This is a genomic window from Nocardia yamanashiensis (genome assembly GCF_021183565.1).
Classification (GTDB): domain Bacteria; phylum Actinomycetota; class Actinomycetes; order Mycobacteriales; family Mycobacteriaceae; genus Nocardia; species Nocardia yamanashiensis.
The window spans coordinates 2,167,253-2,180,240 of sequence record NZ_CP089226.1 but is presented as its reverse complement, the minus strand read 5'-3'; the positions used below and the strand labels follow the sequence as shown (position 1 = coordinate 2,180,240).

The window sequence follows — 12,988 nt, the reverse complement described above, 5'->3', positions numbered from 1 at the left end:
GGCCGACTCAGGGTATGCACGGAGGCCGCGTAGCTCTCGCGGGCGATCCGGCCCGCCGGTCCGGCTCGTACGGTCGATCCATGACGGAGGGCAAGGCGGTCGAATCGGTGCCGCGGCTGGTCGAATTGGATGTACTGCGCGGCTTCGCGCTCGGCGGGATCCTGCTGGTGAACATCAGCGTCATGTCGGGGCCCGACTTCCCGGACGGCGCGGTGCTGACCGTGCTGGACGCGTTGTTCCACAACAAGTTCTATGTGCTGTTCTCGTTCCTGTTCGGGTACTCGCTGACGTTGCAGTTCCGGGCCGCACAGCGGGCCGGGGTGAGCGGGCGGGCGCGGACCGTGCGCCGGTGCCTGGCGTTGATGGCGCTCGGGGCGGTGCACGCGGTGTTCTTCTTCATCGGTGACGTGCTGTTCAGCTACGGGGTGATCGGGCTGGTTCTGTTGCTGCTGAGCCGGTTACGGCCGCGGGCGGCAGCGTGGACGGCCACCGGATTGCTCGGGTGCGCCGCCATTGCGATGACCGTGTTCGTGCTGCTGGCCGACACCGATGGCGGCGCGGGCGATTCCGGTGAGCACACGCGCGAACTGGAGATCATGCGCGCGGGCTGGGGTGAGGCGGCGGCGTGGCGATGGGAGTTGTTCAGCGACAGTCTGCCGCTGCACATGCTGTTCGCGATAGTGGCGGTGCTGCCGCTGTTCCTGTTCGGCCTGGCCGCCGGAAAGGCACGCCTGCTGGAGGATCCGGCGCGGTATCTGCCGTGGCTGCCGCGGGTGCAATGGATCGGGTTCGGGGTGGGCGGTCCGGTATCGGTGCTGAACGCGGTGTTCCATTGGCCCGTGCTCGCCGGGGTCGGGGTGATCACCGCGCCGCTGCTGTCCGCCGCGTACGCCGCGACCTTGCTTCGCGCCGTGCACGCGTGGCCCCGGGTGGCCGAGGTTTTCGCCCCCGCCGGGAAGATCGCGGCCACCACCTACATCAGCCAGTCGGTCATCACCTCGATCATCTTCACCGGCTACGGATTCGCCCTCGCCGGACGCCTGGACGACTGGGCGGTGGTGGCCGTCGCGCTCGGCATCTACGCCACCCAGCTTTATCTGGCCCGGCTCTACGTGCGCCGGCACCGGTACGGTCCCGTCGAATGGGTGCTGCGGGCGGCGACCTACGGTCCGAGGCAGTTCCGCCGAACGCCGACTACTGTCGATTCGTGACCTTCGCCGAGCGTTTTCCGCTGCTGCACACGCCCACTCGCTGGGAATGGGGTGGCCTAGATGTCCAGTTCTCGACCGAGCTGCCGCACGACGACCTGGTCACCAATATCCATGTGGTGAGCTTCGTGGGCGATCGCATCGTGCTCTGCCGTGACGACCGCGATGTCTGGTTCATTCCCGGCGGCACCCGCGAGGCATCGGAATCGGTGCTGGACTGCGTGATTCGGGAACTTCGCGAGGAGGCCGGCGCCGAACTGACCGGTCCCCTGCACTGGTTCGGGGCGCATTACGGGACCAGTGACCATGCCGAGCCGTATCAGCCGTGGCAGCCCCATCCGCACAAGGCGTGGCTGTGGTGCACGGCCGAGGTGGCGCTCACTTCCGCGCCGACCAATCCCGATGACGCCGAGCACGTGCTGGAAGTCGGCACTTTCCCGCTCGCGGAGGCCATCGTCCGCGCCGCCACCGATGGCCCGCACATGCCCGAACTGCTCACGCTCGCCGCGGAACTGCACGCGGGGCGATGACTACGGGCACAGGGCATGACCGAGCAGGCTCATCATGTCCGGCTGCTCCTCGGGCGCCTCGGTGAGCGCGAGGGTCACCGCGCGGCCCTCCTTGGTGGCGTACGCGTTGGTGAGGAAGCCGGTGATGCCGCCGGTGTGGCCGTAGAAGCGGGTACCGCAGGAGAGCTGGGCGGTGCCGATCCCGATGCCGTAGCTGAAATCGGTGTCCGGAATGGGCGATTCGGTGGTCAGCATATCGGCGAGCTGCGCCTGCGCCACGATCTGCCCGGCCAGCAGTGCGAGGTAGAAGCGGTTGAGATCGGCCCCGGTGGAGACGAGCGCCCCGGCCGCCCACGGGATCGACGGTTCGGACAGCGTGACATCGGTGCGCACCCCGTCGATGGTGGCGTAGCCGTGCGGGTGCGGCCCGCGAATGTCGTGCTCCCCGGTGGGAGGCAGATACGTGTTCGTCAGCTGGACCGGTGTCAGGATACGACCCGCGAGCTCCTCGGAATAGGCGCGCCCGGAGACCTTTTCGATGATCATGGCGGCCACGATGTAGTTGGTGTTCGTGTACTTGTAGGTCGCGCCGGGCGCGAACTGGGCCGGATTGCGCAGGGCCAGCGCGACTTCCGCGGCGGGCGTCTGCGTACGCGATTCGAGCGCGGCGCGGTACTCGTCGATCTCGGGTGCGTCACTGAATTCGGGCAGGCCGCTGCGATGCTGAAGGATCTGCCGGACGGTGATAGTGCGACCGTCCACGCCCTGGCCTCGGAGCAGGCCGGGCAGATAGGTGTCGACAGGTTCGTCCAAGCGCACCCGGCCCTCGTCGACCAGCTGGAGCATGATCGCTCCGACAAAGGATTTGGAGATGCTGCCCACCCGCACCTGCTGGTCGGGGGTGGCCGGAATGGGTGCGCCGGTACCGCGATCGGCGACGCCGGCGGTGAGCGTCACCGTCTGCCCGTTCTCGGTTACGGTCGCGATCGCACCGGTGACGCCGGACTTCACCAGAGCGTCGATATCGCGCTGGACGTCCTGAATTCGCTTGGCGGACACCGCCGCCGGGGGCGTCACACTGGTAGGTGTACCGCTGTCGTGCACGGTGGCGCAACCTGTCACGGTCAGAATGACGAGGATGCCCAAGATCGGCAGGAATCGCATGTCTCGACGCTAGGGATCAGCCCACCCCGAGACATCCGGACATCCCCTGAATCCGGCCCTGAGATCGGCGGCCGGTCAATCGTTCCGGATGGCTAGTTTCGCCCGCCCGAGCGCCCGGGCCACGTGCTCGGCTTCCCCGTCGAGATCCGGGATCGGCAGCCCGTCGAACATGGACACCACGATGTCGTCGCCATCGCTGTCCCAGGTGCCGGTGATCCGGCCGTCGACCAGCACCAGCGGCGAGATCCAGCCCGCCGCCCGACTGACCTTGGCTCGATGGTCACCCGGTAGCAGCACCGTGTCATTGGTTCCCGGGCCCAGCACGTACTGATCGAACGGGCCGAGCAATCGCACCGAGTGCGCGGGTTTCGTCGCGGCCAATTCCGCGGCGTGCTCGGTGAGCACGAACCCCGACCGGCCTTCCACGTCCACCTCGGTCAGCCGGTCCCCGAGATCCGAGAACCACCGGCGCACAGTCTTCTTCGACAGGAATCCCCGGAACATCCAGGCGTTGAAGGTCTCCGGAGTGGACGGCCCGTACGCGCCGAGATAGGCGGCGATGACCGCGGGCGCGGCGGCGTCGGGATCCGGAATCCCGGACCAGCCGGGTATCAGCTGCGCCGGACTGGCGAAGGTGACCGAGGTGCCCTGGGCCGGACCGTGGCACAACGCCCCCTGCCAGGCCAGCGGCTTGAGCATCGAACCCCAGCCGGACCGCAGATGCTCCTCCATCGGATGGAACCGGGGCTCGGTCAGGATGGCGGACACCAGCTCGTCGCGGGTGAGCACCGCGCCGTCCAGAATCTCCCGCACCGCCGCGACCAGCGCCGCCACATCCTCCGGCGTCGCCCCCGAAACCTTGGTCCAGGCGGGCTTCTCCCAGGTGCGCGCCGAGGCCATCACCGAGAGCACGCTCGGCGCGAGATCCGGGGTGAGCGCGTGCAATGTGCCGCGCATGGCCCAAGTCTTGATCAGGCGGCCTTCGTTCAATGCCGCGACTACCGCACCCGGTTCACCGCTCGAACGGCGCAGCGCCACAGCGGTTTCCGCAGCGGAGGTGACCTGCGCCTGCACCCCGCACAACCGGCGCGCGATCGTCACGGCATCATCGCCGTCGCGCGGATCGACGAACTGCCGCCGCATCCGCCAGGCGAACACCTGATCCCACGAAACCCGCACCACGCCTCCGATACCCACGCCGTTCCGTCGGTGCCCACCTTACGACCGGACACCGACAGCCCCGGGAATCGGCGCGAATATCTCAGAGGCGTTCGATGACGGTGGCGTTGGCCAGCCCGCCCGCCTCGCACATGGTCATCAGCCCGTACCGCCCGCCGGTCTGCTCCAGGTGATTGACCATGGTCGCCAGAATGCGCGTCCCCGAAGCTCCCAGCGGATGCCCGAGCGCGATCCCCCCGCCGCGCGGATTCAGCTTCGCCGGATCGGCGCCAACCTCGCGCGCCCACACCAGTGGCACCGGCGCGAACGCCTCGTTCACTTCGTAGGCGTCGATCTCGTCGATGCTCAGCCCGGCCCGCGCCAGCACCTTGCGGGTCGCCGGGATCACCGCGGTCAGCATGAGCAGCGGATCGTCACCGGTCACCGCGAAGGAGTGGAAGCGCGCCCGGGGCTTCAACCCCAGCGCCGCCGCCTTCTCCTCGCTCATGATCAGCGCCGCCGACGCGCCGTCGGTGAGCGGCGACGAATTGCCCGGCGTGATGGACCATTCGATCTCCGGGAACCGGGCCTTGAACTCGGCGTCCTCGAACGCCGGTCGCAGTCCGGCCAGCCCCTCCACGGTGGTCGTCGGCCGAATGGTCTCGTCCGCGGTCAGCGTGCCCGCGGCCACCAGCTCGTTGTCGAAACCGCCGGCCGCCGCGGTCTCGGCCGCCAGCCGATGCGAGCGCGCCGCGAACTCGTCCAGCGCGGCCCGGTCGAACTTCCAGCGCGCCGCGATCACCTCCGCCGAGATGCCCTGCTGCACAAGCCCGTTCGGGTAGCGGTGCGCGATCGGCCCGCGATTGGCGTCCTTGCCCTGCGCGTTGGAGAACATCGGCACCCGCGACATGGACTCCACGCCGCACGCGATGGCCACGTCGTAGGCGCCCGCGATCACGCCCTGCGCCGCGAAATGCGCCGCCTGCTGCGAGGATCCGCACTGCCGGTCGACGGTGGTGGCGGGCACGGCCTCCGGGAAACCGGCGGCCAGCACCGCGGTTCGTGAGATGTTGAACGCTTGCTCACCGCTCTGCGTGACACAACCGCCGATCACATCATCGACCATGGCCGGATCGATCCCGGTGCGCTCGACCAGCGCCGACAGCACGCCGGAGAGCAGCGTCGCGGGGTGCACTTCCGACAGTCCACCACCGGATTTCCCTTTACCCGACGGGGTGCGTACGACGTCGACGATGACGGCGGAGGTCATGGCAACTCCTTGTTCGTTCCCTGCGACCGGATGAGAATTCCGGTTAACATCAGCACTGTACCGCACGTCAGCGCTCAGCTTCCGCTCATGTCGAGGTTGCTAGCCTGTTGCCATGAATCCGGCCAAGGATGATTCGAGCACTCCCTTCTGGGACCTGGAAATGCGGCTGTCCGCGGTGTTGTCGGTGCTCGCGGGCTATATCGGCGCCGCCGCGTATGTGCATTCGATCGGCTATTTCGTCACCTTCATGACCGGCAATACCGAACGCGCCATCATCGGCAATTTCACCGGCGACCACACCCTGGCCCTCGGCGCGGCCACCATCATCCTGTGCTTCCTGATGGGCGTTTTCGTGGCGTCGCTGTGCCGCCGGTACTGGTGGACCAACCACCCGCACGGCGCGACCGTGCTGACCACCACGGCATTGATCGCGGCGTCGATCGTGGATATCACCCTGGGCGAGAAGAGCATCGGTCTCGCGCCGATCCTGCTGGTGGCCTTCGGAATGGGCGCCCTGAACACCTCGTTCGTGAAGAACGGCGAGGTTTCCATTCCGGTGAGTTACGTGACGGGCACGCTGGTGAAGCTGGCGCAGGGCGTGGAACGCCATCTGGTCGGCGGCGGCACGGCCCGCGATTGGGCGGGATACGCCCTGCAATATTTCTCGTTCGCACTCGGCGCGCTTTTCGGCGGCCTGGTCAGTCTGGTGGTCGCCGGTGACGACATGCTCGGCGCGGCGGCATTGGGATCGGCCCTGGTCGCGGCCTATACCTGGCGTGCGGATATCCGCTGGGTGAAGCGGCAGATCAAGCGCGAGGCGGTGGAGGTCGAATGAGGGTGAATTGCGTCGGTGATCACAGGCGCGCAACACCTGGCAAATAAACCGCAATACAGTCTGACGTCGGCTTAGTCTGACGAACATGACAACCAGCAAAGAGGAAGTTACGGAAGGGCCGGTGCATGCCCTGGCCCGCAGCGCCTGGCAGTCGATATTGGTCACCGGCATCCTCTCGGTGGTGCTGGGCATCCTGATTCTCGCGTGGCCGGGCAAGACCCTGCTCGTCGCGGGCATCCTCTTCGGCATCTACCTGATCGTGTCCGGTGTTTTCGGGCTCATCGCCGCGTTCGGCACGCACATCAGCGCCGGCATGCGGATTCTGGCGTTCGTCAGCGCGATCCTGTCGCTGATCCTGGGTTTCCTGTGCTTCCACGACTGGCGGGATCAGGGCGAGGCGACCGCCGTTCTGCTGCTTGCCATCTGGATCGGCATCAGCTGGATCTTCCGCGGCGTGTCCTCGCTGATCGTCGGCCTGTCGGCGGACGGCATGCCGGGGCGCGGCTGGGCCATCTTCTTCGGCATCGTGCTGATCATCGGTGGCGGCTGGCTGATCGCGGTGCCGTTCACCTCGATCCTGACCCTGACCCTGGTGGCGGGCTGGTGGCTGATCTTCCTGGGCATCATGGAGATCGTCAGCGCGTTCCAGGTCAAGAGCAACACCAAGAATGTCCCGAAGGCGCTCTGAGCGTTTCCCGATCCAGCCACCGGCGGTCGACCCACTACGGGACGGCCGCCGGTTTCACGTTTCAGCGCAAGCGCTTCGGTCGCTTGTCCATCAGCCGCAGGATCAGCGGCGTGAAGATCAGCTGCATGGCCAGGTCCATTTTCCCGCCCGGCACCACGATGGAATTGGGCCGCGACATGAACGAATCGTGCAGCATCGACAGCAGATACGGGAAGTCGATCACCTTCGGATCGGCGAAGCGGATCACCACGAAACTCTCATCGGCGGTCGGAATGGTGCGCGCGGTAAAGGGATTGGAGGTGTCCACGGTCGGCACCCGCTGGAAGTTCACGTAGGTCCGCGAGAACTGCGGACAGATATGCTTCACGTAGTCGGGCATGCGCCGCAGGATGGTGTCGATGATGGCCTCGTCGTCGTACCCGCGTTCGTTGCGGTCGCGGTGCACCTTCTGAATCCATTCCAGATTCACGATCGGCACCACCCCCACCAGTAGATCGGCATGCCGCGCCACATCGATATCGCCGCTGGTCGCCGCCCCGTGCAGGCCCTCGTAGAAGAGCAGATCCGAACCGGGCGACAATTCCTCCCACGGGGTGAACGTGCCCGCCGGCTGCCCGTACGGTTTGGCTTCATCGTCATCGTGCAGGTATTTGCGTACCGCCCCCACCCCGGTCTCCCCGTAATCGCGGAACAAGGTTTCGAGTTCGCCCAGCAGATTCGCCTCCGGCCCGAAATGCGAGAAGGTCAGGTTGCGTTGCTGTTCGGCCTCGGCCATGGCCAATTTCATCTCGTTGCGGTCGTAGCGATGGAACGAATCCCCTTCCACGATGGCCGCATTGATTCCCTCGCGGCGGAATATCTCCTGGAAGGTCCGCGTGACGCTGGTCGTCCCCGCACCGGACGACCCGGTGATCGCGACCACGGGATGTTTGACCGACATGGCACCTCCTCGATTGCCGGACAACGGTTCTGGCGAACCGCGAACTCTGTGTCCCCGAACTTCAGTGCCCCGCCGAACGGAACAGCGATCGCGAACCGAACAGCGAGGCGTCGAAACTCGGGCCCTCGTCCGGCTGGCGGTGATAGCGCTCGATGCGCTCGACCTCGTTGCGGGAGCCGAAGATGAACGGGATCCGCTGATGCAGTTCCTCGGGCTGCACGTCCAGCACCCGCTCGTGCCCGGTAATGGCCGCTCCCCCGGCCTGTTCCACCACGAAGGCGATCGGATTGGCACCGTACAGCAGCGAGACCCGGCCCGGACGCGCCGGATGCCGGGTATCGCGCGGGTACATGTACAGCCCGCCGCGGGTGAGGATGTGGAAGGTATCGGCGACCAGCGAGGCCACCCAGCGCATATTGAAATCCCGCCCGCGCGGACCGTCCACGCCCTCCAGGCATTCGTGCACATAGCGCCGCACCGGGCGCTCCCAGAAGCGTTCGTTGGCGGCATTGATGGCGAATCCCGAAGTGTCCTCCGGGATTCGCATGCGCGGATGGGTGAGCACGAACGCGCCCACCTCCCGGTCCAGGGTGAACCCGTCCACGCCATTACCGGTGGTGAGCACCAGCATGGTCGCGGGCCCGTACAGGGTGAAGCCCGCGCACACCTGCCGCACGCCCGGCTGCAGGAAGTCCACCGCGCTCGGTTCGCCATTGTCCTCGGGCGCGCGCAGCACACTGAAAATCGTTCCGACGGGCAGATTCACGTCGATATTGCTGGAACCGTCCAGCGGATCGAAGGTGAGCAGGTATTTACCGCGCCGGTACTCGCCCGGCACCGCGTGAAAGCCGGCGAGCTGCTCGGAGACCAGCGCGCACAGCAACCCCGTCCACTGCGATTCGGCCACCATGATGTCGTGCGCGATGGCATCCATCTTGCGGTGCACCGTGATCGGCAGATTCCCCGCTTCCGAGGCGCCGAGCGACCCCACGATCGCGCCCCTGGTCACCTGATTGGCGATGATCTTGGTCGCGGTGGCGAGCACGTTCAGCAGCGCGGAGAACTCTCCGGAGGATCCGGGATGCCGATGCTCCTGCTCGATGGTGTAGCGGGTGAGGGTCTTCAATCCTTCGGGCATACCCTGCTCATTTCCTCATCCGGAAGCCCCCTCGTCCGCGGGGGCATCGGCGAACACACTGCTGCCGTAGACGTCGCTGTCCGTCAGGGTGATCAGATCGGTTCGGCTCACCGGCCGATGGAGTTCGACCAGGCGCTTGGCCTGGCGCAGGCGGCAGCGGTCCAGTGCGTTGCGGACGCTGCGGGCATTGGCGAAACGCGGCCTGGTCATGCGCAATTCCAGGTACTGCGAGAACGCCTGCGCCGCCGCCGGATCGAAGTGGAAGTTCTCCTGCCGCACCATGAGCTCGGCGATCGCCAGTAGCTCGCCGTGGGTGTAGTCGGGGAACTCGATATGGTGCGCGACCCGCGACGACAGGCCCGGATTGGCGGAGAAGAACGTCTCCATCCGGTCCGGATAACCGGCGAAGATGACCACCAGGCTGGTGCGCTCGTTCTCCATCTCCTGCAACAGGATCTCGATGACCTCCTGCCCGTAATCACGTTCGTTCTCCGGCCGGAACAGGTAGTACGCCTCGTCGATGAACAGGACGCCCCCGGCGGCTCTGGCGAGGGCTTCCTTGGTCTTGGGCGCGGTGTGGCCGATGAACTGGCCGACCAGATCGTCACGAGTGACGGTGTGCACCTTGGGTTTGCGGATGTAGCCCAGGGCGTGCAGCATCTCGGCCATGCGCAGCGCCACCGTGGTCTTGCCGGTGCCGGGACCGCCGGTGAAGCTCATGTGCATGGTGGGCCGGGTGGCCTGCAGCCCGAAACGCTGGCGGGCGCGGTCGATGAGCAGCAGCGCCGCGATCTCCCGCACCCGGCGCTTCACATTGGCCAGGCCGACCAGTTCGGCGTCGAGCCGGGCCAGGGTGTCCTCGACGTCCTTGCCCGCCACATCCGTGGACAGGTCGAGCAGCGCGTCGTCGGGCAGCGGAGTCAGGTGGCCGGCCGCCTCGGGATCCTCCGATCGGGGACCCGCGGCGGCCGTACCGCGCAACGGCGCGAGGCTCGTGGCCCCGGGCCGATGCATCTGGAACCCACTCGCCGGACGGCCCGGTGCAGGTCCGCGGCCGTCCGTTGCCGCGGGGTGTTCCGCGCTCACGATAAACCTCCGCCTCCGAGAAGCATTCAGCCGCCGTACCTTTCACCCGGACGCGCGTCCTGGGCATAGGAGTGGAACCCGTAATGCTGGCGGCGGTCGTCGGTGTCGAATCGATTCAGCCGGAAGCCGGGCTCGTTCGCCGGGCGCTGCACGATGAAGCTCAACGCCGTGGTCTGGCGGCCGTAGGAGGCGTCGTAGGCGTTCACGCGAATGTAGTGGTGCGGGAACGTGGCCCGGCAGGCGTTGATCTCGGCGAGCACGCCGTCGGGTTCGTCGAGATCGAACAGCGGCAGGCCCCACATCTCCCAGTACACATTGCGAGGGTGCGGATCATCGGTGTATTCGATGCTCACCGGCCAGTTGTTGAGCAGCGCGTAGCGGACCTGGGCGGCGATCTCGGTGTCGTCGAGATCGGGCAGGTGCGAGAAGGTGCCCTGACGCAAATGCATGGCGATTTCCTGACTTTGACTGGACGCGGCGGTCAGCGGGTGGCCGTGGGCACGGCGTCGGGGGCGTCGGTGGAGGTGTAGTCGAAGGTGACGTCACCCCAGACATCGAGGGCGACCTGGAGCGGCCGGCAGGTCTCGGCGGCGCGCCGCAGCATGTCCGGACCTTCCTTGAGCAGATCGCGACCTTCGTTGCGGCCCTTGACGACTGCTTCCGCGGCTACCCGGTTGGCTTCCGCGCCCGCCGCGATCCCCATCGGATGGCCGATGGTGCCGCCGCCGAACTGGAGAATGACGTCGTCGCCGAACAGGTCCAGCAGCTGATGCATCTGCCCCGCGTGGATACCGCCCGAGGCCACCGGCATCACGCCCGGCAGGCTCGCCCAGTCCTGGTCGAAGAAGATGCCGTTCTGCGGATTGGCCGGAACGTAGCCGTCGCGCAGGGTGTCGTAGAAGCCCTTGACCGTGTGCGGATCGCCTTCGAGCTTGCCGACCACCGTGCCCGCGTGCACGTGGTCCACGCCGATCAGCCGGCACCACTTGGCCAGCACCCGGAAGCTCACCCCGTGCGTCTTCTGCCTGGTGTAGGTGGAATGCCCGGCCCGGTGCAGGTGCAGCAGCATGCCGTTGCGGCGAGCCCACTTGGCCATGGACTGCATGGCGGTGTAGCCGACCGTCAGGTCCATCATGATGATGACGCTGCCCAGGGACTTGGCGAACTCGGCGCGCTCGTACATGTCCTCCATGTCCGCGGCGGTGACATTGAGGTAATGCCCCTTCAGCTCACCGGTTTCGGCGATGGCGCGGTTCACGCCCTCCATGGCGAACAGGTAGCGATCCCGCCAGCGCATGAACGGCTGCGAGTTGATGTTCTCGTCGTCCTTGGTGAAATCCAGTCCGCCCTTGCAGGCTTCGTAGACGACCCGGCCGTAGTTACGCGCAGACAAACCCAGTTTGGGTTTCACCGTGGCGCCCAGGAACGGGCGGCCGTATTTGTTGAGATATTCCCGTTCCATAACGATTCCGTGCGCCGGACCCTGAAAGGTCTTGACGTATGCCACGGGAATACGCATATCCTCCAGCCGCAATGCCTGTAACGGTTTGAATCCGAATACATTGCCGATGACCGAGGACGTGAGATTGGTGATCGACCCCTCCTCGAAGAGATCGAGATCGTATGCCACATAGGCGAAGTACTCCCCCGGCCGGCCCGGCACCTCGTCCACCCGGTAGCACTTGCCCTGGTAGCGGTTGTGCGCGGTGAGCCGATCGGTCCACACCACCGTCCAAGTGGCCGTGGAGGATTCGCCCGCCACCGCCGCGGACGCCTCCACCGGATCCACGCCCTTCTGCGGCGTCACCCGGAACACGGCGAGCACATCGGTGTCCTTGGGTTGATAGTCCGGCGCGTAGTATCCCATCGAGGCATACGTCTGCACGCCCGGATCCCACCGGCCGCGCCCGTTCTGGTCATCGACAGCTCCGGCCATCATTCCTCCTGCGAAGCGGGTTGGGCCACTTGTGATTCCAAGGATGACGGCGGCGTTAACCACAAACAATTGGATAATTCCTGGTCTTCCTCAACCTTTTAGTCGAGTTTGCTACCGTCTGAAGATGGGTACGGTGAGCGCGGTCCGCATGGAAACTTTCCTCGCCGTAGCCCGCCACTCCAGCATTCGCCGCGCCGCCGCACAGCTGCACATCACCGAAGCCGCGGCATCGGCGGCGGTCGCGCACATCGAAAAACAGCTGGGCGCCAAACTGATCGCGAAATCCGGTCGCGGCATCGCATTGACCGAGGCCGGGCGCGTGTACGCCGACTACTGCCGCAGCATCCTCGGCCTCATGAAGGAGGCGCACGCCGCGGTCCGGGAAGCCGAGACCGGCCGCCTCCGCATCGGCGTGGTGGCCACCGCCGGCGAGTACGTCCTGCTGCGCCTGCTGGCGTCCTTCCGCACCCGCTACCCGGACATCGAACTGGGCCTGTCCATCCAGCCCCGCGACGTCCTGTTCCTCGAATTGACCCACCACGAAACGGATCTCGTCGTCGCGGGCCGCCCACCCCGCGACACCGGCCTGGTCACCCGCGCCCGCCGCCCCAGCCAACTCGTCGTCGTCGGCGCACCCGACCGCTGGCCCGACCCCTTCGAAGCCACCTGGCTCCTGCGCGGCACCGGCTCCGGCACCCGCGACACCACCCTCGCCCTCTTCGACCGTCTCCAAATCCGCCCGCCCACACTGACTCTCGGCACCCACGGCGCCGCCCTGGCCGCCGCCCGCGAGGGCCTCGGCATCACCCTCATCCACTCCGACGCCATCGAAACCGACCTCGCAAGCGGCCGCCTCGAAGTCATCACCCTCGAAGGCACCCCCCTCACCCGCCCCTGGCACGCCGTCACCACCCGCACCCCCACCCCCGCCGCCCGCCTGTTCCTCACCCACATCGTGAACCCGGCCGAAGTGGGCGAGAACGCTTTCGAACTCGAAGGCACCGACAGGCGCGCCCGCACCCAACTAGGCTGACGGCGGGATTCGTCGGGAGGGGG

Annotated in this window: 13 protein-coding genes; 5 read left to right on the top strand and 8 right to left on the bottom strand. The window is 66.7% G+C overall.

All coding sequences use genetic code 11. The features are described from left to right. The first annotated feature begins 80 nt into the window (after window positions 1–80). Both LTV02_RS10545 and LTV02_RS10540 read left to right on the top strand, forming a co-directional pair. Complete coding sequence (locus tag LTV02_RS10545) at window positions 81–1,211, top strand: DUF418 domain-containing protein (RefSeq protein ID WP_233039817.1); 1,131 nt, start codon at window positions 81–83, stop codon at window positions 1,209–1,211. Further along, on the top strand, window positions 1,208–1,738 hold the full coding sequence (locus LTV02_RS10540; protein ID WP_233039816.1) for an NUDIX hydrolase: 531 nt from the start codon (window positions 1,208–1,210) through the stop codon (window positions 1,736–1,738). The genes LTV02_RS10545 and LTV02_RS10540 overlap by 4 nt, the downstream gene beginning before the upstream one ends. On the opposite strand, the gene LTV02_RS10535 is transcribed toward LTV02_RS10540, so the two are convergent. From LTV02_RS10535 to LTV02_RS10525, 3 genes are all read right to left on the bottom strand, one after another. Continuing rightward, window positions 1,739–2,881: a serine hydrolase domain-containing protein gene (locus LTV02_RS10535; protein WP_233039815.1), complete on the bottom strand. Its 1,143-nt coding sequence runs from the start codon at window positions 2,879–2,881 to the stop codon at window positions 1,739–1,741. A 75-nt stretch (window positions 2,882–2,956) separates the two neighbouring features. Then, window positions 2,957–4,078, bottom strand: a complete 1,122-nt coding sequence (locus LTV02_RS10530) for a winged helix DNA-binding domain-containing protein (protein ID WP_233039814.1) — start codon at window positions 4,076–4,078, stop codon at window positions 2,957–2,959. A 64-nt stretch (window positions 4,079–4,142) separates the two neighbouring features. Next, window positions 4,143–5,309: a thiolase family protein gene (locus tag LTV02_RS10525; protein ID WP_233039813.1), complete on the bottom strand. Its 1,167-nt coding sequence runs from the start codon at window positions 5,307–5,309 to the stop codon at window positions 4,143–4,145. A 112-nt stretch (window positions 5,310–5,421) separates the two neighbouring features. Here LTV02_RS10525 and LTV02_RS10520 point away from each other — a divergent pair, with 112 nt between their 5' ends. Next, the gene (locus tag LTV02_RS10520; protein WP_233039812.1) at window positions 5,422–6,144 is read left to right on the top strand and encodes a YoaK family protein; all 723 of its coding nucleotides are present in this window, start codon (window positions 5,422–5,424) and stop codon (window positions 6,142–6,144) included. Between the two features lie 85 nt (window positions 6,145–6,229). Then, window positions 6,230–6,832 carry an HdeD family acid-resistance protein gene (locus LTV02_RS10515; RefSeq protein WP_233039811.1) on the top strand — a complete coding sequence of 201 codons (603 nt, stop codon included), beginning with the start codon at window positions 6,230–6,232 and terminating at the stop codon, window positions 6,830–6,832. A 61-nt stretch (window positions 6,833–6,893) separates the two neighbouring features. Here the strand turns inward: LTV02_RS10515 and LTV02_RS10510 are convergent, their stop codons facing one another. The 5 genes from LTV02_RS10510 to LTV02_RS10490 all read right to left on the bottom strand — a co-directional run bounded on the left by LTV02_RS10510 (window position 6,894) and on the right by LTV02_RS10490 (window position 11,932). Then, on the bottom strand, window positions 6,894–7,772 hold the full coding sequence (locus LTV02_RS10510; protein WP_233039810.1) for a phosphoribulokinase: 879 nt from the start codon (window positions 7,770–7,772) through the stop codon (window positions 6,894–6,896). A gap of 61 nt (window positions 7,773–7,833) precedes the next feature. Next, window positions 7,834–8,910, bottom strand: coding sequence for a class 1 fructose-bisphosphatase (locus tag LTV02_RS10505; RefSeq protein WP_233039809.1), 1,077 nt, complete (start codon window positions 8,908–8,910; stop codon window positions 7,834–7,836). 15 nt (window positions 8,911–8,925) lie between these two features. After that, window positions 8,926–9,996: an AAA family ATPase gene (locus LTV02_RS10500; protein WP_233039808.1), complete on the bottom strand. Its 1,071-nt coding sequence runs from the start codon at window positions 9,994–9,996 to the stop codon at window positions 8,926–8,928. Between the two features lie 26 nt (window positions 9,997–10,022). Further along, window positions 10,023–10,445, bottom strand: coding sequence for a ribulose bisphosphate carboxylase small subunit (locus tag LTV02_RS10495; RefSeq protein ID WP_067708744.1), 423 nt, complete (start codon window positions 10,443–10,445; stop codon window positions 10,023–10,025). Window positions 10,446–10,477: 32 nt separating this feature from the next. Continuing rightward, on the bottom strand, window positions 10,478–11,932 hold the full coding sequence (locus LTV02_RS10490) for a form I ribulose bisphosphate carboxylase large subunit (RefSeq protein WP_084534656.1): 1,455 nt from the start codon (window positions 11,930–11,932) through the stop codon (window positions 10,478–10,480). Between the two features lie 124 nt (window positions 11,933–12,056). On the opposite strand from LTV02_RS10490, the gene LTV02_RS10485 reads away from it, so the two are divergent. Further along, complete coding sequence (locus LTV02_RS10485) at window positions 12,057–12,965, top strand: LysR family transcriptional regulator (protein ID WP_233039807.1); 909 nt, start codon at window positions 12,057–12,059, stop codon at window positions 12,963–12,965. The last annotated feature ends 23 nt before the right edge of the window (window positions 12,966–12,988 follow it).